At 53.3% G+C, this 22,759-nt stretch carries 16 protein-coding genes; 13 read left to right on the top strand and 3 right to left on the bottom strand.

Annotated elements, in window-relative coordinates:
* Positions 1-71 precede the first annotated feature (71 nt).
* The 4 genes from EDM21_RS10200 (at position 72) to EDM21_RS10185 (ending at position 3,508) form a co-directional block, all read left to right on the top strand.
* The gene (locus EDM21_RS10200; RefSeq protein ID WP_201280774.1) at positions 72-1,025 is read left to right on the top strand and encodes a siderophore ABC transporter substrate-binding protein; all 954 of its coding nucleotides are present in this window, start codon (positions 72-74) and stop codon (positions 1,023-1,025) included.
* 138 nt (positions 1,026-1,163) lie between these two features.
* Positions 1,164-1,718, top strand: coding sequence for a DinB family protein (locus EDM21_RS10195; protein ID WP_157335235.1), 555 nt, complete (start codon positions 1,164-1,166; stop codon positions 1,716-1,718).
* 193 nt (positions 1,719-1,911) lie between these two features.
* Positions 1,912-2,583 carry a glycerophosphodiester phosphodiesterase gene (locus EDM21_RS10190; protein ID WP_235918130.1) on the top strand — a complete coding sequence of 224 codons (672 nt, stop codon included), beginning with the start codon at positions 1,912-1,914 and terminating at the stop codon, positions 2,581-2,583.
* 664 nt (positions 2,584-3,247) lie between these two features.
* Entirely contained in the window at positions 3,248-3,508 is a 261-nt protein-coding gene (locus tag EDM21_RS10185) for a metal-sensitive transcriptional regulator (protein WP_068776826.1), read from the top strand.
* A 225-nt stretch (positions 3,509-3,733) separates the two neighbouring features.
* On the opposite strand, the gene EDM21_RS25310 is transcribed toward EDM21_RS10185, so the two are convergent.
* Positions 3,734-5,380, bottom strand: coding sequence for a glycosyl hydrolase family 18 protein (locus EDM21_RS25310; RefSeq protein WP_201280769.1), 1,647 nt, complete (start codon positions 5,378-5,380; stop codon positions 3,734-3,736).
* 418 nt (positions 5,381-5,798) lie between these two features.
* On the opposite strand from EDM21_RS25310, the gene EDM21_RS10175 reads away from it, so the two are divergent.
* Entirely contained in the window at positions 5,799-6,467 is a 669-nt protein-coding gene (locus tag EDM21_RS10175) for a phosphatase PAP2 family protein (RefSeq protein ID WP_157335233.1), read from the top strand.
* A gap of 101 nt (positions 6,468-6,568) precedes the next feature.
* Here EDM21_RS10175 and EDM21_RS10170 read toward each other — a convergent pair whose 3' ends face one another.
* Entirely contained in the window at positions 6,569-7,516 is a 948-nt protein-coding gene (locus EDM21_RS10170; RefSeq protein WP_157335231.1) for an ROK family protein, read from the bottom strand.
* 719 nt (positions 7,517-8,235) lie between these two features.
* Here EDM21_RS10170 and EDM21_RS10165 point away from each other — a divergent pair.
* The 4 genes from EDM21_RS10165 to EDM21_RS10150 all read left to right on the top strand — a co-directional run bounded on the left by EDM21_RS10165 (position 8,236) and on the right by EDM21_RS10150 (position 17,939).
* Positions 8,236-14,010: a HAMP domain-containing protein gene (locus EDM21_RS10165; RefSeq protein WP_157335229.1), complete on the top strand. Its 5,775-nt coding sequence runs from the start codon at positions 8,236-8,238 to the stop codon at positions 14,008-14,010.
* Between the two features lie 337 nt (positions 14,011-14,347).
* Positions 14,348-15,037, top strand: a complete 690-nt coding sequence (locus tag EDM21_RS10160; RefSeq protein WP_157335227.1) for an N-acetylmannosamine-6-phosphate 2-epimerase — start codon at positions 14,348-14,350, stop codon at positions 15,035-15,037.
* Positions 15,038-15,278: 241 nt separating this feature from the next.
* Positions 15,279-16,988 carry a DUF4127 family protein gene (locus EDM21_RS10155; RefSeq protein ID WP_157335225.1) on the top strand — a complete coding sequence of 570 codons (1,710 nt, stop codon included), beginning with the start codon at positions 15,279-15,281 and terminating at the stop codon, positions 16,986-16,988.
* Positions 16,989-17,231: 243 nt separating this feature from the next.
* Positions 17,232-17,939 (top strand): zinc ribbon domain-containing protein, encoded by a 708-nt coding sequence (locus EDM21_RS10150; protein WP_157335223.1) that lies wholly within the window; start codon positions 17,232-17,234, stop codon positions 17,937-17,939.
* A gap of 240 nt (positions 17,940-18,179) precedes the next feature.
* Here the strand turns inward: EDM21_RS10150 and EDM21_RS10145 are convergent, their stop codons facing one another.
* Positions 18,180-18,749, bottom strand: coding sequence for a TraR/DksA C4-type zinc finger protein (locus tag EDM21_RS10145; RefSeq protein WP_157335221.1), 570 nt, complete (start codon positions 18,747-18,749; stop codon positions 18,180-18,182).
* Between the two features lie 667 nt (positions 18,750-19,416).
* Between EDM21_RS10145 and EDM21_RS10140 the strand changes: the two genes are divergently transcribed.
* The 4 genes from EDM21_RS10140 to EDM21_RS10125 all read left to right on the top strand — a co-directional run bounded on the left by EDM21_RS10140 (position 19,417) and on the right by EDM21_RS10125 (position 22,331).
* Positions 19,417-20,088 carry a thiamine phosphate synthase gene (locus EDM21_RS10140; protein WP_157335218.1) on the top strand — a complete coding sequence of 224 codons (672 nt, stop codon included), beginning with the start codon at positions 19,417-19,419 and terminating at the stop codon, positions 20,086-20,088.
* Between the two features lie 4 nt (positions 20,089-20,092).
* Complete coding sequence (gene thiO, locus EDM21_RS10135; RefSeq protein WP_338043965.1) at positions 20,093-21,292, top strand: glycine oxidase ThiO; 1,200 nt, start codon at positions 20,093-20,095, stop codon at positions 21,290-21,292.
* 65 nt (positions 21,293-21,357) lie between these two features.
* Entirely contained in the window at positions 21,358-21,561 is a 204-nt protein-coding gene (gene thiS / locus EDM21_RS10130) for a sulfur carrier protein ThiS (RefSeq protein ID WP_157335216.1), read from the top strand.
* A gap of 2 nt (positions 21,562-21,563) precedes the next feature.
* Positions 21,564-22,331, top strand: coding sequence for a thiazole synthase (locus EDM21_RS10125; protein ID WP_157335215.1), 768 nt, complete (start codon positions 21,564-21,566; stop codon positions 22,329-22,331).
* Positions 22,332-22,759 lie beyond the last annotated feature (428 nt).

Here is a 22,759-nt window from a genome sequence, read left to right as displayed (position 1 = left end):
CGGCTTATCCACATGTGTACAATACAAATTATTTTATAGGAGTGATTCAAGTGAGCAAAAGAAGAATTTCGATGCTGTTCATGACGTTAATCCTGGCAGTCGTTACAGCGGCCTGCGGGAACAATAAAGAGGTAACATCCGGCGCATCCAAGGATGGGGCAGCGCCGACCACATCAACTGCACCGGCCAAGGACATTACGATCAAGCACCAGCTTGGTGAGGCGACGTTCAAAACCAATCCGGCTAAAGTTGTCGTTTTCGATATGGGCGTACTGGATTCCCTGGATAAACTGGGCGTACCGGTAGTGGGCGTACCGCAGGACGGACTTCCTAAATACCTGGAGAAATACAAAGATGCTAAGTACACGAACGTAGGCAGCCTGAAAGAGCCGGCTTTTGAAGTCATTAACAAATTGAAGCCGGACCTGATCATTATTTCCGGTCGTCAACAGGAAGCATACAAAGAGCTGAATTCGATTGCTCCGACGATCTTCATGGGCGTGGACGCTTCCAAATACATGGATTCCTACAAAGAAAACAATAAGAACCTCGGTCTGATCTTCGGTAAAGAAGCTGAAGTGGAGAAAGAAGTGGCGAGCGTAGAAGCTTCCATCAAGGCGCTGAATGAGAAAGCGACAGCAAATGGCAAGACGGGTCTGATTACGCTGGTAAACGGCGGTAAAATCAGTGCTTACGGCCCAGGCTCCCGCTTTGGTATTATTCATGACGTATTGGGTGTAAAACCAGTAGATCCGACCATTAAAGTGTCCACTCACGGGGATACCATCTCCAATGAATTCATAGTTGAGAAAAACCCGGATTACCTGTTCGTAGTTGACCGTGATTCCGCGATCGGCAACGAAGGAGCCAGTAAGAAAGTGATCGAGAACGAACTGGTCAAAACAACGAAAGCTTTCAAAGAAGGCAACATTGTTTACCTGAACCCGGATTACTGGTACCTGTCCGGCGGCGGATTGGTGTCCGTAGCTGAAATGGTGAAAGAAATCAGCAGCGCTATTAAATAAACAGGATTACTTTCCTGAGAAGCTCAGCCAGACGGCTGAGCTTTTTTATGTTTTTGCCGCCCCATACAGGATATAGATAAGTTATCTAGAATAAAACAAATTTAGGAATAAAATATAAACAGGAGGATTGAACGCCAAATGGATATAAATCAGGAGAAATCGCTCACGTCCGGCGGACATACAAATCTTCACCCGGCTCAGCGGCAGTTTAATTATCATGAGTGGGCCAACAGAAGAGTCATCACGTCCATTCTGGAGCTGCCAGCCGAAGAACACCGCCGCCGCATACAGAGTACGTTTGCTTCTCTCGCGGATGCGATTATCCACATGTATGCGATAGATGCCAGGTGGCTTAATGTGCTCTCGGGTGCAAGTTTTGAAGAAAGCAGCGAGCTGCTGACGAAACTTACGGATGAAAGCAAAGAGATTCCATTAGAAGAGGTGTGGGCACGGTATAACGGGATTTACGAGCGTTATCACGTATTTCTTAAGGAAACGGACCTGGATGCTTTATTTGTTCTGTCCCATCCTCAGTTCGGCGTTTATCGTACAAAGCTCTCCGAAGCCGTCCAGCATGTCGTTAATCACGGAACCTACCACCGGGGCAACCTTTCCTCTATGCTGCGGCAGCTGGGTCATCGGAGCGTTCCGACCGATTATATGTTTTATTTGTTTGCAGAGTCCGGGAAGTAAGCTCTCATAATGGTGAACATCGATTGAGATTTCTGTAAGACAGGGGTGTATCCCATCCGTTCTCCTGTTGCGGCAGCAGATCAGGTGCATTGGACCCGCGGATGCACGCTTGAAGACACTTTGACCTCACGGTTAAAGTGTCTTTATTGCGTGGCATTGTTCGATTCGCAGGCACACCGTGGAGGCGGAGCCTATGAGCGCCCCGACAATACGATGGCGGCCAATCTGTACGCATGGATGCCTCGGAGGAATCCCCGAAGGGGATATCCGGACGACAAGCGACGGGATCATGGTATGCCTGCATGATGAGACGCCTGCAAGAACGACAACGGCGCCGGATGATGTCAAGGACCGTCCTGTCTCTTCCTTTACGTTCGAGGCAATCCGGCAGTGGGATGAGGGGGTGAAATTCAGTGAATTCTTCAAGGGCGAGCGGATTCCACCCTTGAAGGAAGTGTTCGAAGAGATGCGCGGCAGCCCCGAGCGCTTGTTCTATCTCGATCTCAAGGAAGTGGACTTGCAGCAGCTTGGTGCTCTGATTGACGAATACGTAGTTCACGAGCAGGTGATTGCGACCCACAATGTCCAGGACAACTGCAAGCGGATGAAGACGATCGCTTCCGGTGTCCGCAGCATGCTGGGGATAGGAGGGAGCGCCGAGCGCATCCAGGAGATTTACCTGCAGGCTCGGCAATCACAGTTTGAGGGGCTCAATCAGATTCAGCTTCATCTGAATAACTCGGGTCAGGATGGAGATGTCTGGCCGTATGCATTAGAGCCGGCTTTCCTGAAGGATGCCTTGGCGGATGCGACCGATGAACCCGCAAAATTCGTACAAAGTGTACGTACATGGAGAAGTAATTAGATCCACACGGTGGATAGACTTTAGAGGGCAGTTTTCCGGATTGTGGAGGGCTGCTTTTTTTGCTGCGTGTGCAGGCGGTGAGAACTAACTTCATCTGTTCTCTGGGAAAAGATTGTGGTATACTCGTATCCCGTCAATCCTGTAAGGATAGGTTTTGGTGAAGATATACACAGGGTTATACACAAATCAACAGGTGTCTAAATGCCTATTGTGTATAAGTTTAACCGTTTGTATAAACATATCCACAGATATGGTTATCCACAGGTTTTTTTATATAGGAAGAAAGAGTCGTGTGGACATGTTGACAGAAATGAAAGAGAGTATTATAGTGAATTTATACCCATAGGGGTATAAATGCGATATATCCGATACATGCGAATATAAATGACCTATCTAATCTGCCTCACGAGGCCGTGCAGAAGAAGGTCTTCTGATTTTAAATAAAGGTACGGAAGGGCCAAAGTTGAGGATGGCTTCCATTCTAGTGCCTATACACCGCAAGAATTTCTAAACGGTCCGGGAAGGAAGCGCGGGGAACCCTGCCCTTATTGATATGGACCAAGCTCGGCATAATTTTGAAGCGTTTAACGGGATGCTGTAAGCTCGTCCGTTTTTTTTGGTATAATCTTAACTAGAGGCGTGTGTAAAGAAAGGAAGAATCCTTATGAATTATGATGAAAATATTGTACGGCGTTTGAAACGGATGGAAGGGCAAATCCGGGGTGTTCTCAAGATGATGGAGGACGAGAAGAACTGTAAGGACGTAGTAGCCCAGCTCTCAGCGGTCCGCAGCGCGGCTGACAAAGCCATGGCCTATATTGTGGCCACGAATTTGGAACACTGCATCCGTCAGGAAGAGCAGGAAGGCAAAGATACCGGCAAGCTGGTACAAGAAGCGGTAGAGCTGCTCGTTAAGAGCCGCTGATCCTCCGATCCTGCCAAGTCTGAGGCTTGGTAAAGCACGGCAAGCCCAGGTAGACGGGGACGGTAAGCGGAGCCGGCAGGCGGCAGGGCGGAGTTGGGAAACGATAGAGCAATAGACGCGGCAAGAAGCCCTGTTTATGAAGAAGAGGTGCCCGGGGGTCCGTAATGGACTCCCGGGCACCTCTTTTGCACGTTTCTTGGCTGGGGCTTGATTGCTGCCTCAGTGTCAGTTCATTGTGCTGTAGATTGCTTGCAGAAGCTCGCCGTCCAGATTCTGGCCGTAATCCCAGAACATGATGCCGCCAAGGCCGCCGCTCTTCAGGTAATTCACCTTATGAGTAAGCGATTCGGTGTCATCGTAGCTCAGGAAGCTGCTGCCCTTGGTCAGGTAAGGCGCTTTAGCCGTATCGTCCCATTGGCGGACCCAGCCGTTCTTGTTGATGTAGTTGTTCTTGAGATCGTCATACTTGTATTCCCCGAGTCCACGGGAATAGAAGGCTCCGCCGATCACGATTTTATTTGCCGGTACACCGCGCCCTTTATAAAGCTGTACGGAATTATGCACGCTGTAGTTCGGGTTCAGGGAGGAGGTGTACAGGTTCGCATGGTGGCTGTTCGAATTAATCTGCATATCGTACGTCATGATGTTAATGAAGTCGAAATAAGGATGGACAGCCGCCAGATCAATTCCCTGAAGGGAATATTCGGAGGCCCCCATGGCCGCCGTAATCTGGTAGCGCGCTGCGCCTGTGCGGCCATCGGCCGCACTTCCGGCATCCAGCACTTCACGGAGTTTCTTCAGCAGCAGCGTATAATTCTGCTTGTCCCCTGCCGCCGGATATTCCCAGTCCAGATCGATGCCATCCAGCTTATGCGTGCGAATGTATTGAAGAGCGCTGTTCGCAAAAGCGGTACGGTTAGCCTCGGTGGAAGACGCGCTGACAAAGCCCTGCGAACGTCCCCAGCCGCCGACGGAAATCAGCACCTTCAGAGCGGGATTCTTCTGTTTCAGAGTAACCAGTTGGGCAAGATGCGAGGCATTGCCGCCGCTCACGCCATTGCCGGCCACGTCCGCGAAGGCGTAGAAAGCATGCGTCAGCTTATGGGCCGGCACCGTGCTGACATTCGGGAAATTCCAGGCCGCTACATAAGCGCCGATAATGCCGCTCGGCGGGTTGGAGCCGCCGCCGTCGCCGCCAGCCGATGTCTTAACGATCAAAGCCGCGCTGGCTGCGGAGAGGTTCCCGGCTGCATCTTTAGCTTTTACCGTGAAGGAGTATGTCGTATTGGGAGTAAGCCCCGTTACGGTCGTGCTTGTTCCCGTTGTCGATACGGCAAGTACTGCTCCGTTGTACACATTGTAACCCGTCACGGCGACGTTATCTGTGGAAGGCTGCCAGGAAAGTGCCACACTTGTTGCGGATGCCGGAGCTGCGCTCAGATTAGCAGGCGCCGATGGAGCGGTGAGGTCCGTACCGCCGCCTCCGCCCGTGCAATCCGAGATGGTTTTCCAGACGCCCCATGTGCCGGATAAGTCCGGCCGGTCACCTTGTGTCCACCACTTGGCTTCGTATACTTTGCTCGCGTAGGTAACTTGCTGCCCGCCCGTGTAGGCAGTGCTTGCGTTCCACTCTGCAGGGGTGCAAGCTGCGGCAACTGTGATCGCGCCAGCCTTGAAATTGGCCGTCTTCTCGGCTGCTTGTGCGGCGCTTGAGTCCGTGGCATCCACGCGGAATATGACCTCCGGTGAGTGGGCCGGCGTTTGGTCTGCGGCTTGAGATGCCCCTGTAGGGAGCAGACTAAGACATAGCATGAGAGCAAGCAGGATACGCACAACTAGGGGGTTCCCCGACAGGAAAGCCTGTCTGATCATAATCTGAATTCCTCCTTAATAATTGAATTAGATGGATAGATATGAAGATCGGTATGTTATTGGTAGCATCACCCCCGTCTGAACCGCCTGCCGATGAGGTAGGAAAAGCGGTTGAGATAGCGCTTTCATAACACGTTGAACTAAAGCGCTCCCTGTTTCTGTAAACATGGTTTACTCTTTCAATTATCTAAGATATCGCTTGTCAGTAGAAGGGAGAAGATTTTACTTTGAAGGGGGACTTTCCTCTTTTTACCTCATGTGGAAGCGGAGTGGATGACGGTGGCCGGACGGGCACGGGAATGATCCGGATTTTTAAACTACTTATAGAATATGGTATGATCAGGCAGGTACAACTCTCTGAGAATTGAAGGCCCGCAAGGGCAGACTGTCGCATAGAAAGGCAGGTAATCCAATCACCATGCATACAAAATTACAGGGAATGTTAACGCGCGCTTTTCTGATAAGTTTATTCACTGCGGTGGGCTTTGGTGTGATTGCGCTGATGGTAAGCCAGCAGAAAATTGCCGCCTTTGATCTGGCCATTATTTCAGCCGTACAGGGCCTGGAGAGTCCCGGCTGGACCCGATTCGCTATGCTGCTGGATAAAGTAGGCTCTACTGCTTTTGTGCCCGTCATTACGGTTGCGGCCGGACTGTATTTGTACGTGGTGCTGAAGCACAGGTCGGAGCTGGTGCTTCTGATCGCAGCGATAGGCGGCGCGGCACTTCTGAATACGATTCTGAAGAAAATGTTCCAGCGCGAAAGGCCGACGCTTAATATTATTATGGAAGAAACCGGTTTCAGTTTTCCGAGCGGACATTCGATGGCTGGATTTGCGCTCTATGGAATCTTGATCTTCCTGCTGTGGAAACATATCAGAAGCACGGTCGGACGAACGATTCTGCTTGTGCTGGCTGGAGGGATGATACTGGTGATGGGAATTAGCCGTATTTATCTTGGCGTTCATTACCCCAGCGATGTACTGGGAGGGTTCCTCGCCAGCGCTTTCTGGCTGACCGTGTGCATCTGGACGTACCAGAGGTACCAGCTCAGGAGAGAGCAGCGTACCGGCCGGGCGCAGGATTAGTACGGTTGTGCGCTCCCAGCGGGCGATCCCGTTCCGGGACAGCCTGCCCGCTGCATAAGAAGAGGCCCCCGCGAAGATGAATTCGCGGGGGCCTCTTGCCTTTACTTCTGTACGGCCGCGATCTGGCCGAACAGCAGTCTCGCGGCGCCAAACATGCCAGCCGATCCGCCAAGCTCGGCCGGGATGATCGGCACCGGCGTCGCCGTATAAGCGGGCATGGTGATATCCTTCACATGCCGCCGGATCAGATCGAACAGGAAATCCCCCTGTTCGGTAACCGCCCCGCCCACGACAATGGCGGGCGGGTTGAACACATGGATGAGGCTGCTAAGCCCGATGGCAATATATTCGGCATACTGCCGGACGACAGCCATCGAAGCCTCATCCCCGGCGCGCGCCTGCGCGAACAGCTCCGGCGGAGTCGCTCTAGTCAGCGACTCCGCGCCATGCTCGCGCATGAGGCGCTTCAGCGCGGTCACCGACGCGTACTGCTCCCAGCAGCCTCGGTGGCCGCATGTACACGGCTGCCCTCCTGCCGCCACGACCATGTGGCCGTAGGCCCCGGCAAAACCGTCACGGCCCCGCAGCGGAAGGCCCTGCCGGATGAAGCAGCCGCCGACCCCGGTGCCGAGCGCGACGCAGAGGAAACTGTCCCAGTCTCGTCCTGCGCCAAGCCATTGCTCGCCGAGCGCAATGACGTTGACGTCATTGTCCACGGCTGCAGGCAGACCGGACAGTTCCTCAATGTCCGCACGCAGGGTCGTGCCGCTCCATCCGGGCAGGTTATCGGTCGCGAAGGCGACGCTGCCTTCCCGGTTGATGTAGCCTGCGCTTCCGATACCGACGCCGGCGATATTCAGGCTCAATTGATCGGCCTCATGCTTATAACCCTGAATGAGTTCGCTGAGCTTGGCCATGAGCCCGGTCTTGCCCGCTGATGCTTCTGTTTCCAGTTTGCGGGTTGCGTGCACCGTACCATCCGGTCCGATCAGCCCGCTTTTGATATGAGTTCCGCCGATGTCGATACCGATGGCTGCGTGAGAAGACATGGGAAATCCCCCGTTCGTCTATTTTTGAAATGAAACTATTTTTCGTAATATGAAGTAAATAAGAGTGCTTAGCTCCTTTTTATTATAGGAGAAGGCTGCAGATGTGTAAATGATAATAAGTGAAGCTAAGCGCTGGCAGCTGCCGGATGGATACAGAAATCCTCACAATCTTCCTCTATTTAATGTAAGGTTTTTTGGGACCCGCCCGTTAACTTGCTGTATTGGGTCAAAATCTCTTCTTTCAGCGGCAGGTAAAACGAAAATTCGGGCTTTTTTAAAAAAAAATGATATTCTCTATAATTTCCTGTTTCATACCTGCTTATTTGGGGTATAAAAGCGCAGCAACGTGCCTTGGTGTCGAAAGCTGTCAAGCGAATTTGAAGGAACTTCCTTTTTCCCGAGGCGTGCGAATTGTTCTGTTAGGGAACCTTAAAAGGCAAAGTTGCGTAACAATAGCAGCACAAGGTATTCACAGTTTTACATCTAACGGGCTTACCAGGACAATACGGGAAAAGAGGGGAGAGCCTGACGAGGCAAGCGGGGAACGGAGACACGAAAATTACACCTTCTAAATAAGTTCTATTTACAAAATATTTTGCTGAATTTCCTCTACTTGCTATTGTAATCATACTGGAGAACCACTACCATTAGAGTTAACATAACTATCGACCACCCATGAAATCATACTATGTTATATACAAATTCGGAGGAAAAGCCGTATGTCGGAACATGAAAAGAAATCCAGTGAATCAACGGATATTTTAGACGAAAAGCAATTGCTTCAAGTGCTGCTGGCTTTTAAAAAAGGCGACTTTTCTGTTCGGATGCCTTACGACCTGAACGGGATGCCGGGTAAGATTGCGGACACCCTGAACGATATTCTGGATATGCAGGAAAATGTGGTGCAGGAAGTCCAGACCGTTGAGCGCATCGTAGGCAAAGAAGGCAATACAAACCGCCGTTTCATGTGCCGAACTAATGGTGGAAGCTGGAATACGTTCAATGATTCGCTGAATAATTTGATCAGTGATCTCATCCAGCCGACAGGCGAAATGGTTCGTGTGATTAACGCAGTTGCGCAGGGAGATCTGTCCCAGAAAGTCGAAGTCGATTTCGAAGGGCGTTCTCTGACGGGAGAATTTCTGCGTACGGCTAACAACATTAACCGGATGGTTAACCAGTTGGGCACTTTTGCTGCCGAAGTTACGCGCGTGGCGCGTGAGGTAGGTACGGAGGGAATCTTGGGCGGACAAGCCGAGGTTACGGACGTCTCGGGTACATGGCGCGATTTGACCGAAAGCGTGAACAATATGGCGAGCAACCTGACCGATCAGGTCCGGAATATCGCGGACGTGACAACGGCTGTGGCGAAGGGCGATTTGTCGCGCAAAATTACAGTTAACGCCAAAGGTGAAATCCTGGAGCTCAAGAACACGATCAATACGATGGTGGATCAGCTCAGTACGTTCGGCTCCGAGGTTACCCGTGTGGCCCGTGAGGTAGGCACGGAAGGTAAGCTCGGCGGACAAGCCGACGTTAAGGGCGTGTCGGGAACCTGGTACGATCTGACTGAAAGTGTTAACGATATGGCGAGCAATTTGACCAATCAGGTCCGGAACATTGCGGTTGTGACGACGGCGGTAGCGAACGGGGATCTCTCCAAGAAGATTACCGAAGAAGCGCAGGGCGAGATTCTGGAACTGAAGAATACGATCAATACGATGGTCGATCAGCTCAGCACGTTTGGTTCCGAGGTTACGCGTGTGGCGCGTGAGGTAGGTACGGAAGGTATTCTCGGAGGTCAGGCGGACGTGAAAGGCGTGTCCGGTACATGGCGCGATTTGACCGAGAGTGTGAATTACATGGCGACGAACCTGACGAATCAGGTGCGGAATATCGCCGAGGTTACGACAGCGGTAGCGACAGGCGATTTGTCCAAAAAGATCGCCGTAGACGCCAAAGGCGAGATTCTACAGCTGAAGAGTACGATCAATATCATGGTGGATCAGCTCAGCATCTTTGCTTCCGAGGTTACGCGTGTAGCCCGTGAGGTCAGTAACGAGGGCAAGCTGGGCGGCAGAGCGGATGTTAAAGGCGTGTCCGGTACATGGAAAGACCTGACGGATAGCGTAAACTACATGGCGAGTACGCTGACTGATCAGGTCCGCAATATCGCGGAAGTGACAACCGCTGTTGCGAAGGGTGACTTGTCCAAGCAGATTACGGTAAATGCGACAGGTGAAATTCTGGAGCTGAAGAACACGATCAACACGATGGTGGATCAACTCAGCACGTTTGCGTCCGAGGTCACGCGTGTGGCGCGGGAAGTAGGCACGGACGGACGACTTGGCGGTCAGGCGAACGTGAAAGGCGTATCCGGTACATGGAAGGATTTGACCGACAGCGTTAATGACATGGCGAGCAATCTGACCAATCAGGTCCGGAATATCGCGGTTGTGACAACGGCGGTAGCGAACGGTGATTTGTCCAAGAAAATTTCCGAAGACGCCCAGGGCGAAATTCTGGAGCTGAAGAACACGATTAATACGATGGTGGATCAGCTCAGTACGTTTGCATCCGAAGTTACGCGCGTGGCGCGTGAGGTAGGTACGGAAGGAAGATTGGGCGGACAGGCCCAGGTTAAAGGTGTAGCGGGGACCTGGAAAGACCTGACGGAGAGCGTTAACGACATGGCGAGCAATCTGACGGATCAGGTTCGGAATATCGCGGACGTAACGACTGCCGTTGCGAAAGGTGATTTGTCGCGCAAAATTACGGTCGACGTTAAGGGTGAAATGCTGCAGCTGAAAAGCACGATTAATACGATGGTGGATCAGCTCAGCAACTTTGCTTCCGAGGTTACCCGTGTGGCGCGCGAGTTCGGTACGGACGGCAAGCTCGGAGGCCAGGCGGATGTTAAAGGCGTGTCCGGGACATGGAAAGACCTGACGGATACGGTGAACTACATGACGGGCAACTTGACCAGTCAAGTTCGTAATATCGCGGACGTGACGACAGCCGTAGCAAACGGAGACTTGTCCAAGAAGATTACGGTTGATGTGAAAGGCGAGCTGCTGGAGCTGAAGAACACGACCAACACGATGGTGGACCAGCTCAGTTCCTTTGCCTCCGAGGTTACGCGTGTTGCCCGTGAAGTAGGTACGGACGGCAAGCTGGGAGGCCAAGCGCATGTGAACGGGGTCGGCGGGATCTGGAAAGACTTGACTGACAACGTAAATACGATGGCGACGAACCTGACCAACCAGGTGCGGGGCATCGCCAAGGTCGTGACTGCCGTCGCGAACGGTAACTTGAAACAGAAGCTGACGGTAGACGCGGCGGGTGAGATTTATGATCTGAGCGAAACGATCAATAGTATGATCGATACGCTCGATACGTTCGCTGACCAGGTTACCACTGTTGCGCGGGAAGTAGGCGCGGAAGGTAAACTGGGAGGCCAGGCGCATGTTCCGGGAGCTGCGGGTACATGGCGCGACTTGACGGATAACGTTAACTACATGGCGTCAACCTTGACCACTCAGGTGCGGCAGATTACGAATGTAGCCACGGCCGTAACGAAAGGTGATCTTTCCCGGAGCATTGATGTTGCCGCGGGCGGGGAAGTTGCCACACTCAAAGACAATATCAACGAGATGATCCGTAATCTCAAAGAAACGACCCGGATCAATACCGAGCAGGATTGGTTAAAAACGAACTTGGCGAAATTCAGCCGGCTGCTTCAAGGCCAGCGTGATCTGTATGAAGTCTGCCGCATGATCATGTCCGAGCTTGCACCGCTTGTCTCCATGCAGCACGGTGTATTCTATATGAATGAGGCTAACGGGGGAGAGCCGCTCCTGCGGATGTTCTCCAGCTATGCTTACCAGCAGCGCAAACATCTGTCGAATGAGTTCCGCATGGGGCAAGGGCTCGTCGGCCAGTGCCTGATTGAGAAGCAGCGTATCCTCCTGACCAATGTACCCGAAGACTACGTAGTTATCGGCTCCGGTCTGGGTGAGGCGGCTCCTCTCAATATCGTGCTGCTGCCGATTATGTTCGAGGATCAGGTCCTGGCGGTTATGGAGCTCGCTTCCTTCCGCCGGTTTACCGAGATCGATATTGCCTTCCTGGATCAGCTGACCGAGAGCATCGGTATTGTGCTGAACACGATGCAGGCGAACATGCGGACAGAAGAACTTCTGTCCCAGTCCCAATCTCTTGCCGAGGAGCTTAAGAAGCAGCAAGAAGAGCTGCAGCATACGAACGACGAACTGGAAGACAAAGCGAAGCTGCTCGTCATTCAGAAGGCGGAAGTGGAGAGCAAGAACAACGAAGTGGAGCAGGCTAAGCACTTCCTCGAAGAGAAGGCGGAGCAGCTTGCCCTGACGTCCAGATACAAGTCCGAATTCCTGGCGAATATGTCGCATGAGCTACGGACTCCGCTCAACAGCTTGCTGCTTCTTGCCGAGCAGCTGTCCGAGAATCCGGATCATAACTTGACCGGCGATCAAGTGAAGTTTGCCCGGACCATTCACGAATCCGGTCTGGATCTGCTTAATCTCATTAACGATATTCTGGACTTGTCGAAGATTGAATCAGGTACGATTTCACCGGATCTCAACGAAATCAAGCTGACCGAAATCTCCGATACGATGGAGCGTACGTTCCGTCATATTGCCCATGACAAGCAGCTTGATTTCAAGATTAAGATGGAGAAAGCTCTGCCTGAATCCATTATTTCTGATTCCAAGCGCTTGCAGCAAATTTTGAAAAATCTGTTGTCCAACGCGTTTAAATTCACCGAGAAGGGTGAAATTGTCCTGCTTATGCGCCGCGTTTCCAGCGGTTGGAGTCCGGATAATGAATCGCTGAACCGTGCCCGGATGGTTCTCGCATTCTCGGTAGGGGATACCGGGATCGGAATTTCGGAGGACAAGCAGCAAATTATCTTCGAAGCGTTCCAGCAGGCCGATGGCAGTACGAACCGCGTATATGGCGGTACCGGACTGGGGCTGGCCATTTCCCGTGAAATTGCCGGCATGCTGGGCGGCGAAATTACGCTCTTCAGTGTCGTAAACGTGGGAAGCACCTTCACGCTGTTCCTGCCGGTTGATCTTGATCCGGCTATGCTGGAAGCTGCTGCAACCTATGTGCCGGAAGTGATTGACGTTACGCCTCCTCCTCAGAGCTATCTCAATGTGGAGCGGGTTGAGCCGACGCAGCTTGTAGATGACCGCAATAATATCGAACCCGGAGATCGTGTGTTCCTGATTATCGAAGATGACATGAAGTTCAACGAAATTCTGCTGGATCTGCTTCATAAAAAAGGACTGAAGGGTGTTATCACGCCTAAAGGCAACAAAGCTGCGGCGCTGGCGAAGAAATACAACCCGGTAGCAATTACGCTGGATCTAAGGCTCGAAGACATGAATGGCTCCTCTGTACTCGATCAGCTGAAAGATGACATCGAGCTGCGTCATATTCCGGTTACGGTCATGACGATTGAAGATGATGCGACCGAACTTCTGCAGCGCGGTGTATTCGATTTCCTGTGTAAACCGATCAAGAACGAGGATTTGGAGAATGCTATCGATAAGCTGAATGCATTCAGCGAGAAGCCTTACCAGCAGCTGCTTGTCGGGATGTCGGATGCGGACCGCCGGAGGCAGACCGTGGATCTTGTTAAGAATTCAGATATCAAAATCAGCTCGACAGATACGGGGCGTAAGGCGCTGAACCAGTTGAAATCCAAAGATTTCGACTGTGTACTCGTCGATACGGATTTACCGGATATGGGCCCGGCCCAGTTTGTCAGAGAGATGCAGAAGAACGCTAAAAATAAACACAAGCCGGTGCTGATTAACCGCAGCCAGAAGCTCTCCAGAGAAGAAGAAGCGGATCTGGAGGAACTGCGCTCCATTGCGGTGATCAAGGATGTCAGAACGCCAATCGGCATTATTGATGAAACGATGTTGTTCATGCACCGCAAACTGGATAACCTGAGGGATGATCAGAAACAAATTCTGATTAAGAATCATCAGTCCAATGAGCATATCGAGTCTAAAACGGTTCTGATCGTCGATGACGATATCCGTAATATCTTTGCACTGACAACGATTCTGGAACGTCAGAATATGAAGGTTCTCTCCGCCGAGAACGGGCATGATGCAATTGAAATCCTGGAGCAGTCGCCGGATATCAACATCGTCCTGATGGATATTATGATGCCGGTTATGGACGGTTACGAAACGATGCGCGAAATCCGCAGCAGACCTCATTTCGCAGACCTCCCGATCATCGCGCTGACCGCCAAGGCGATGAAGGGCGACCGCGAGCAGTGTCTGGAAGCGGGAGCTTCGGATTACATCACGAAGCCGGTGAACAGCACGCAGCTCTTAACGATGCTGCGCGGCTGGTTTATGGCCCAGGACGGGCAGGAGCCTGCTCCGACCGGGGCCCCGGGTTCCGAGCCCTTCGGATGGATGAAGGGCTAATAGAAGGGAAGATAGAGCCGTGTGCGCAAGCACACGGTTCTTTTTTATGCGATGATAGGGGTAGAAAGGGTTATGTACGGAGAATGGAAAGAAAATTTACTCCAAAATTATATTGAATTACGGATAATTACTTCATATAATGAGATCAACCCGATCTTTTTAGACGGGGATTACCGGCAAGAACGATTAGATCGTACAAGTGAACAATTCAGCGCACATACAGATAGATTGGCCTAACTACGAACAAGAACAAAGGCCATCCGTGGGAGAGACCCGTAAGATGAATGGGGATACGTCTTAATTTGCAGATCGTCCTACACACACTGGAGGTACAATTATGGACAAAACCATGCTGGAAAAAGTACGGGGAGGAATCATTGTTTCGTGTCAGGCGCTGCCTGAGGAGCCTTTGTTCGGCAGCGAAGTGATGGCGAAAATGGCAATAGCCGCGCAAGCGGGAGGCGCAGTCGGGATACGGGCCAACACCCCGGTAGATATTGCAGCTATTAAAGCGGAAGTGAATTTGCCTCTGATCGGGCTGTGGAAACGCGATTATGAAGGCAGTGAAGTTTATATCACTCCTACTCTGGAGGAAGCCGAAGAGGTCATTCGCGCAGGAGCGGACATCGTAGCGCTGGATGCGACCTCCCGTCCCCGTCCCAAAGGGGAGACGCTGGAAGAGCTGGCGGCAAAGCTCAGAAGCCGGGGAGATGCCCTGCTGATGGCGGATATTTCTACAGTGGAGGAAGGGCTGCGGGCGGAAGAGCTCGGGTTCCATATTCTCTCGACTACAATGTCCGGATATACTCCGTACAGCCCGCAGCAGGAAGGCCCGGACTTTGATTTGATCCGGGAGCTCTCTGCGAGAGCTTCTGTACCTGTGTTTGCCGAAGGGCGCATCCATACCCGGGAAGAAGCGGTCGAATGCTTCCGCAGCGGCGCTTATACGGTCGTAATCGGTGGAGCCATAACGCGTCCTCAGCAGATTACGAAGCGGTTTACCGACTTTGTCCGGTCTCAAGGGTAAAAGCGGTATGACATAGATCCGGCTGCCTGTCCTTCCGTCAGGCGTTACAGGCAAATGAAGCTTGGAAGTGAACAGGGAGGAAGTTCGTAGAAGGAAGCGGACGGAACCGGATGGAATACAATAGAAAGCACAGTTAATTCTTGCTTGGGCTGGATGACGTTCATCTTGTTATTCACATACCTATCCAGATCCGGAAGAAGCCCGAACCTATTTTTCCATGTATATGAGGAGGATCTCAAGAATGACGAAAATCGCTTTTGTACCCTTGGACGAGCGGCCCTGCAATCTGGAATTCCCGCGTCAGCTGGCGGCTATGACCGATCTGGAAATGTCGGTACCGCCCGTAGCCATTCTAGGCCGGAAGAAGTCGCCGGCAGACACGGCTGCTTTGCAGGACTGGCTGCTTCATGAAGGGGAGCAGGCGGATCATGCCATCGTTTCCCTCGATATGCTCGTATATGGGGGCATTGTGCCCTCGCGTTTGCACCACTTGACGGAGCAGGATACGCTGGACCGCCTGGAAGTACTGCGTGAACTGAAGCGAGTACGCCCTCAGCTGCGTATTCATGCATTCAATCTCATTATGCGCGTACCGGCTTATTCCAGCAGTGAAGAGGAGCCGGATTATTACGCGGACTATGGCCGCGAACTGTTCCTGTACGGCTGGTACCGGGATAAGAAGGAGCAGGAAGTGCTGACGGAGGAAGAGGAGCAGACTTACGCGGATATTCTGGCAAAAGTACCGCCGGAGGTCCTGGCCGATTTCGTAGGCCGCCGGGGTATTAACTCCTTTGTGAATCATCAGGCCCTGCAGCTTGCTGCAGAGGGCATCATCGATTATCTGATCATTCCTCTGGACGATAACTCCCGTTACGGCTTCTCGCCGCTGGAACAGCGGGCGCTTGCCATCCGCTCCGAGGAATTGGATCTGCTTGACCGTGTAGCGATCTATCCGGGCGCCGATGAGATCGGATGCACGCTGTTCGCGCGGATCTTCTGCGAAACGAAGCAGTATCTGCCCAAAGTATATGTGCGCTATTCGTCTACACGCGGGCCTTTCTGCATTCCGAAGTATGAGGACCGCAGCCTGGGCGAGAGCATCAAGGCGCACCTGACCAGTGCGGGCGCCTTTATGGCGGACAGCTCGCATGGTGCAGACGCCGTGCTGATGGTCCACTCGCCGGCTGCCGGCGAGGCCGATATGGCCGAGACGTCCCACGCGTGGGGACAGCGCCACCGCACCTACTTCTCCGAAGTGAATATGCGCGAGTTCGCCCAGGCGATGCGCGTCTACCTCGGCGAAGGCCGCACCGTGGCGCTGGCTGACGTCTCCGTCTGCAACGGCGGAGACACAGTCCTGCTCAAGCTGCTAGCCCGCCTGGGCCTGCTTGAGGGGCTGTCCGCGTATGCCGGATGGAACACCTCCGGCAATACGCTGGGCACGGTGATCGCCCACGCGATCATCGAAGCGTACTACGCGGGCGCAGAGAGCGCCTCTGCGGGCGCCTTTGCGCAGGCGGCTGTGTCTGGCGCTTCTCTGCCAGCAGAGGCGGCAGCGGCTGTCTCCGCGGCCGGAATTCCGGCCGCAGCGTCCGGTGTCGGCGAAGCCGCCGGAGTGCCTCTTGACTCGCAAGGGGCGCTCACGCGCAGCGTAGATCAGCAGCGCAGCAGCCGGGCGTTCTATCTGTACCGGCTGGTGGAGGATTGGGGCTACCAGGCGATTATCCGCAAGGAAGTAACGGAGAAAGTCCTGCCCGGGCTCGGAGCCAACTACTTCAGTCTGCCTGGCGTACAGCAGCAGGTTGAAGATCTTATCGCGGACAAGCTCCGTACTTTTGCGGAAGAGCGTCTTAACGGCATTACACCGCTTCGGATCGATATTACCAATGTGCACCTGCCTTGGAACCGGATGTTTGAGGTTGGTTTTGACCTTGCTTTGAAGAGCGAATAAAAACGGTTTGTCCTGCTTGCCTGGGACCTGCCGGAGCCGTTCTCTGTCATGGACAGGGACGGCTTTTTTAGTGTTTTGGCCTAGTATTCAGGGGATGCTGAAGAACTGTTGTCCTTTTTTCCGGAACAGGCCCATAGAATATAGGGTGAATGTCATTCGCACAACTGCCGTTAAACAGGTATAATGGTGATGTCGAAATATGTAGATTGTGCCCATGCAATCTTGATCATTGAGGAGGTACCTATGTCCGGATTTATTGGGAAGATTAAACAGGGCGCAGCCGAAGCGGGTAAGAGAGCGCAGCAAACAATCGAAGTAAACCGGCTGAAGCTGCAAATAGCGGCCAAGCAGAAAGATATGCAGAAACTGTATACCCAAATCGGTGAAATCGTCTATGAAGCCTACAAACATGAAGATCCATACCCAGACAGTCAGGTTGCAGCCGTAACGGGCGATCTGAGCACCCTTGACGCCGAAATCAAAGCCATGCGGGACCGCATGTACAGCCTGTATGACGAAAAGTCATGCGAATGCGGCCATGTTGTCGCCATCGATACCAGGTTCTGTCCTAACTGCGGCCGAAAATTCGAGCCGTATACAGAGCCGGCCCAATTTAATGCGATCGTGGATCTCAAGCCTTTCTGCCCGCACTGCAAAGAAGATATCGAACCCGGCATGCAGTACTGTACGGGCTGCGGCTATCATTTGAGCGAAGAGGATATCGCCAAGCAGGAGCAAGAAGGCGGAGTTCCATACGCGGGTAAATATGAGGAGGCGTTCGCAGACTCCCCGGTTAATCAAGAGGACCGTGATCAGGGAAACAGCGGCCGGTCGAACCAGTATGTGCAGCGGGATGACAATCATGCTGAAGATGCCCGCGAGGAAACGGACAACAGATATTACGGGAACAGCTACGGCGGAAGCTATGAGAATAAGCCGGACAATAAATAAGCTGGGAGCTGGAATCTTATCGCTTTGCGCTAATAGACTCCGGGACTTTTTTTAGAAGACCCCACACTAGTAAAATCCAGCGCTGCCTGCAACTATAGCGGTGTATGCTATAACAATATCCCTGCATCAGGCCATACGACCCTTATACGCAGCAGCGGCTGCTTCCCGGAATGAAGAGGGAAGCAGCCGCTGCTTTTTTTATGGGATCACCCGACCTATGATCGGATTCCGGGATTCTGCTCATTCACAAGGATCTTCGTTGGTCTTCGGACGACTGTTACCCGTTTCCTGGGTATCTGAGCTGTTGCCGTAGTTCTTAACTGTTCTCCATGCATCGGTATCGTCGATTTCGGCCTGACCCCGATCGTCATCGTTAGGAGAAGCAAGGATCGGTTCCAGCACTTCTTCTTCGATAGGACGCTGAACCTCTGCGGCCGTATCCCCGCTCTCACGAACTTCGGAATGCTCCACACAAGTGGACGCCCAAGGAATAGCTTCGAGCCGTTCGAATGGAATCGGCTCGCCGCATACCTCACATTTACCGTAGGTATCTGTCTCAAAACGGCCGATCGCTTGTTTGACGTCCGCAAGCTGCTGCTGGATATTCTCATCCACTGCCTGATCACGCCCCCGTTCAAAAGCTTCTGTAGCTATATCGGCGGGATGATTGTCGTAAGAGGACAGTTCTCCTGTAGAATCGCGGATGGATTCCTCCTTCCGGTCGTTATCCAGAATATGTTCAAGCTCGTTTTTTTCGCTATATAAACGTTGTTCTATCAATTGTTTTTCTTCATTGGTTAGCCCTGCCATCGTCGATTTCCCCTTTCGTATAAACAGGTTTGCATCGGCCGGTATCTTTCATCAAATCTCCGAAGCAAGTGTACAAATCTATTACCCGGGCAAGCCTTCGTTTGACGCACGAAGACAAGCGACGACACGGGAAGTATGTGGGAAACTTCCTTTCAATTACGGGAAGAAGCAGCAATCCGTAAGGAATTAGAGAGTTTTCAACTGGAAAATAAAAGCTTGTAATCGTCAAAGCGATAGGGTATGGTAAGAATAACCTTATATGTATCGGGAGCTGGATGAAGTCTGGCTGAGACTGTGACCGCATGTCACTAACCGTATCTGATCTGGGTAATGCCAGCGTAGAGAGAATAACCCTGCCAATCCAAGGCCGCACGGTATATTCCGTTCGGTCTTTTTATGTTCATTGCAAGCCGGAACCTTCATCTTCATATCCCTACCCACAGGTGTTAGATCCCTATGATCATCATGGGTGCCCGCTACCGGGGAAGAGTTGAAGATTGCTTCAAGCTATTGAAGCGGGCGGCAGTAAGGAGCAGTATGGATACGGGTCAGCCACTTTCTGCGGGAAGTGGTTTTTTGCGTTTGTATCTTTTACCGGCAGCCCCTTTGGAAGTAGCGATTGCATCACGGAAGGCAGGCGGGAAGCAGCCAGGGAAGGGGAGAGGATATGAGAAAAACCGATGGGTCAACGAACAGATACAAAGCACATCCGCAGCTGCATGCGGTTTCGACCGGGCGGCAATCTCCTGACACTTTCGTACAAATTGCATGCGAGATACATCCTTATCTGACTTTCTTTCATCTTCGTGAAAAAGAACTCCCGCCCCGTGAGCTTTGGAGGCTGATCGAGCGTCTGGTGACCAAGGGATTCCCGCTCGATAAGCTGGTCGTTAACGACCGCGCGGATGCGGCCTGGTGTGCGGGCGCCGCGGGAGTACAGCTGCCTGGCAGCGGGCTCCCTCCTGCTGCTGTAAAGCAGCGGTTTCCCGGGCTGAGAGTAGGGGTGTCGGTGCATTCGCCGCAAGAAGCTCGGCAGGCCGCTGCCGCAGGCGCGGATTATGTGCTTGCGGGACATATTTATCCGACAGCCTCTAAGCCCGGTCTTGAACCCCGGGGAATCGGATGGCTCCGGGAGGCGGCAGAGAATTGCGATGTGCCGGTGATCGCCATCGGCGGAATCAAGCCGCAGCACGCGGAGGAACTGCTGAGCGCGGGTGCGGGCGGGATTGCGGTGCTGAGCGGGATATGGAATGCGGATCATCCCGCTGAAGCGGCGGAGCGTTACAGGAAGTGCCTGCTGCTGGCGAGCGGGATGTACGAGGAGGAACTCAGGCTTTGAAAGTGTGGATGAGCTTAAGGGAACAGACAGGAGGAGACAGAGAATGAATCTCAGTGTAGATACGGTTGTCATCGGAGGAGGTGTGATTGGAAGCTCCATCGCTTACCAGCTGGCCAAAAGAGGCCGGGCTGTGGTCCTGCTCGAACGTGGCCGGATCGGCGGGCAGGCATCCGGCGCGGCCGCAGGTATGCTCGGTGCCCAATCGGAGATGCATGAGCCCGGGCCCATGTTCGACTTGGCACGGATGAGCCGGGAGTTGTTCCCGGCGGCTGCCGATGAACTTCGCGAGCTGACCGGGATGGATACCGGGCTGACGCAAAGCGGTATGCTCAAAGCGGCGTTCACGGACGCCGATGCAGCCGTTCTGAAAGCGGACATACACTTTCAGCACGGTGCCGGCGGCCGCGCCGAGTGGCTGGACGCGGAGAATGCCTGCCGGCTCGAACCCGCGTTGAGCCGGGATATCCGCGGCGCGGAGTATCTGCCCGACGAGGGACATGTTCTTGCGCCGGAGCTGACGGCTGCGCTGGCTCGCGGCGCAGAGCTGCTGGGCGTCCAAGTGATTGAACACGCCGAGGCGCTTGAGCTGCTGACGGAGCGGGGCCGCATCTGCGGCGTGAGGACACGCGGGGGCACGATCCGCTGCGCGGAGGCAGTACTTGCAGCCGCACTGTGGAGCGACCGCCTTCTGGCTCCGCTCGGAGTGGAGCTTCCGCTGTATCCGGTGAAGGGAGAATGCTTCTCCCTCACTGGCGCTGCCCCGCTCCTCAAGCGGACGCTCACCTCGGCCGGCTGCTACATCGTGCCCAAGCCCGGCGGGCGCATTATCGTGGGCGCGACGGCACTGCCGGGTTCGTACGACCTGCAGCCGCGTCTGGGCAGCCTGATCTCACTGGCCGCGAAAGCGCAGCGGCTGGCACCGGTCCTGGCAGAAGCAGCGTGGGAGCGCACCTGGGCGGGGCTGCGGCCTCAGACGCCCGACGGGCTGCCCTACATCGGCGAAATCAGCGCCTTCCAGGGACTGTTCGCGGCGCTGGGCCACTATCGCAACGGCATCCTGCTCTCGCAGGCGACGGGAGTACTGGCTGCAACCGCGATCACCGGAGGCACTGCCGCAGTGGCGCGGGAGCTGCCTGGCGCCGAGAAATTGCTCCAAGCGTTCCGCCCGGAGCGGGGCGTCCTTGCTGGAGTGAGCCATGAATAATCCGGGCAGGCAATCTCTGCGCGCTGCCGGTACTTATTTTCTCAAAGGTAAGGAGAGATCGGGATATGAAGCTTCATGTTAACGGCGATGCCATTGAAGTTCCAGACGAATCAGCGACGGTATCAGAGCTGCTGGAACATTTGGGGCTGAGCGCAGCTTTACTCGTCGTCGAGACGAACGGCCGCATTTTACAAGCGGAAGACCACACGGATACGCCCATCATGGATGGGGACCGGATCGAAATTGTTCACTTTGTAGGAGGAGGATAATCATGCTGACAATCGGACCTTATACGTTTAAATCAAGGCTACTTCTTGGTACCGGCAAGTTCCCGGATTTCGAGGTACAAAAGCGGGCGGTAGATGTATCGGAATCGCAAATCCTGACGTTTGCCGTGAGGAGAATGAACATCTATGACCCGCAGCAGCCCAATTTCCTGTCGATGCTCGACGTAAGCAAATTTAAGCTGCTACCGAACACGGCGGGTGCCAAAACGGCTGAAGAAGCGGTGCGGATCGCTAAACTGGCTCGTGCGTCCGGCCTATGCGACATGATCAAAGTTGAAGTGATCGGCTGTGACCGCACTTTGCTGCCGGATCCGGTGGAAACGCTCAAAGCTTCCGAGATCCTGCTGGAAGAAGGATTTCTGGTCCTGCCCTACACCTCCGATGATGTGTTATTGGCACGACGTCTGCAGGAGCTGGGCGTGCATGCCATTATGCCGGGGGCATCTCCGATCGGTACGGGACAGGGCATAATCAATCCGCTGAATTTGAGCTTTATCATCGAACAGGCGACCGTGCCGGTGATTGTGGATGCGGGAATTGGAGCGCCTTCGGATGCGGCTCTGGCTATGGAAATGGGAGCGGACGGCGTTCTGCTGAATACAGCGGTGTCCGGAGCGAAAGATCCTGTTCTCATGGCCCAAGGGATGAAGCTTGCGATAGAAGCCGGACGTGCCGGGTACGAAGCTGGCCGTATTCCGCGTAAACGCTATGCATCGGCAAGCAGTCCGGTGGAAGGAGTCAGCGTAAGCTGAGGAAAGGAAGCAGGTTAAATAATAAGTTTAATAATTTTACCATTTGTAGGGATGTAGGGATGTAGGGATGTAGGGATGTAGGGATGTAGGGATGTAGGGATGTAGGGATGTAGGGATGTAGGGATGTAGGGATGTAGGGATGTAGGGATTGGGTTCTTTTGGTTGAACGCAGCTCTAGTTTGGCGCGCGAGTAAGCCGAGCATTAAGCACAAGCATGAAACATCAAGCATGAAACATCAAGCATGAAGCGCCAAAAGCACCAAACATCAAGGATCAAGAACCAAGGACCAAGCACCAGCACCAAACACCAAGAACCAAACACCAAGAACCAAACACCAAGAACCAAACACCAAGAACCAAACACCAAGAACCAAACACCAAGAACCAAACACCAAGAACCAAACACCAAGAACCAAACACCAAGAACC

Source organism: Paenibacillus lutrae, assembly GCF_009757775.1.
Classification (GTDB): Bacteria; Bacillota; Bacilli; order Paenibacillales; family NBRC-103111; genus Paenibacillus_F; species Paenibacillus_F lutrae.
This window is presented reverse-complemented; position numbering and strand designations above follow the sequence as displayed.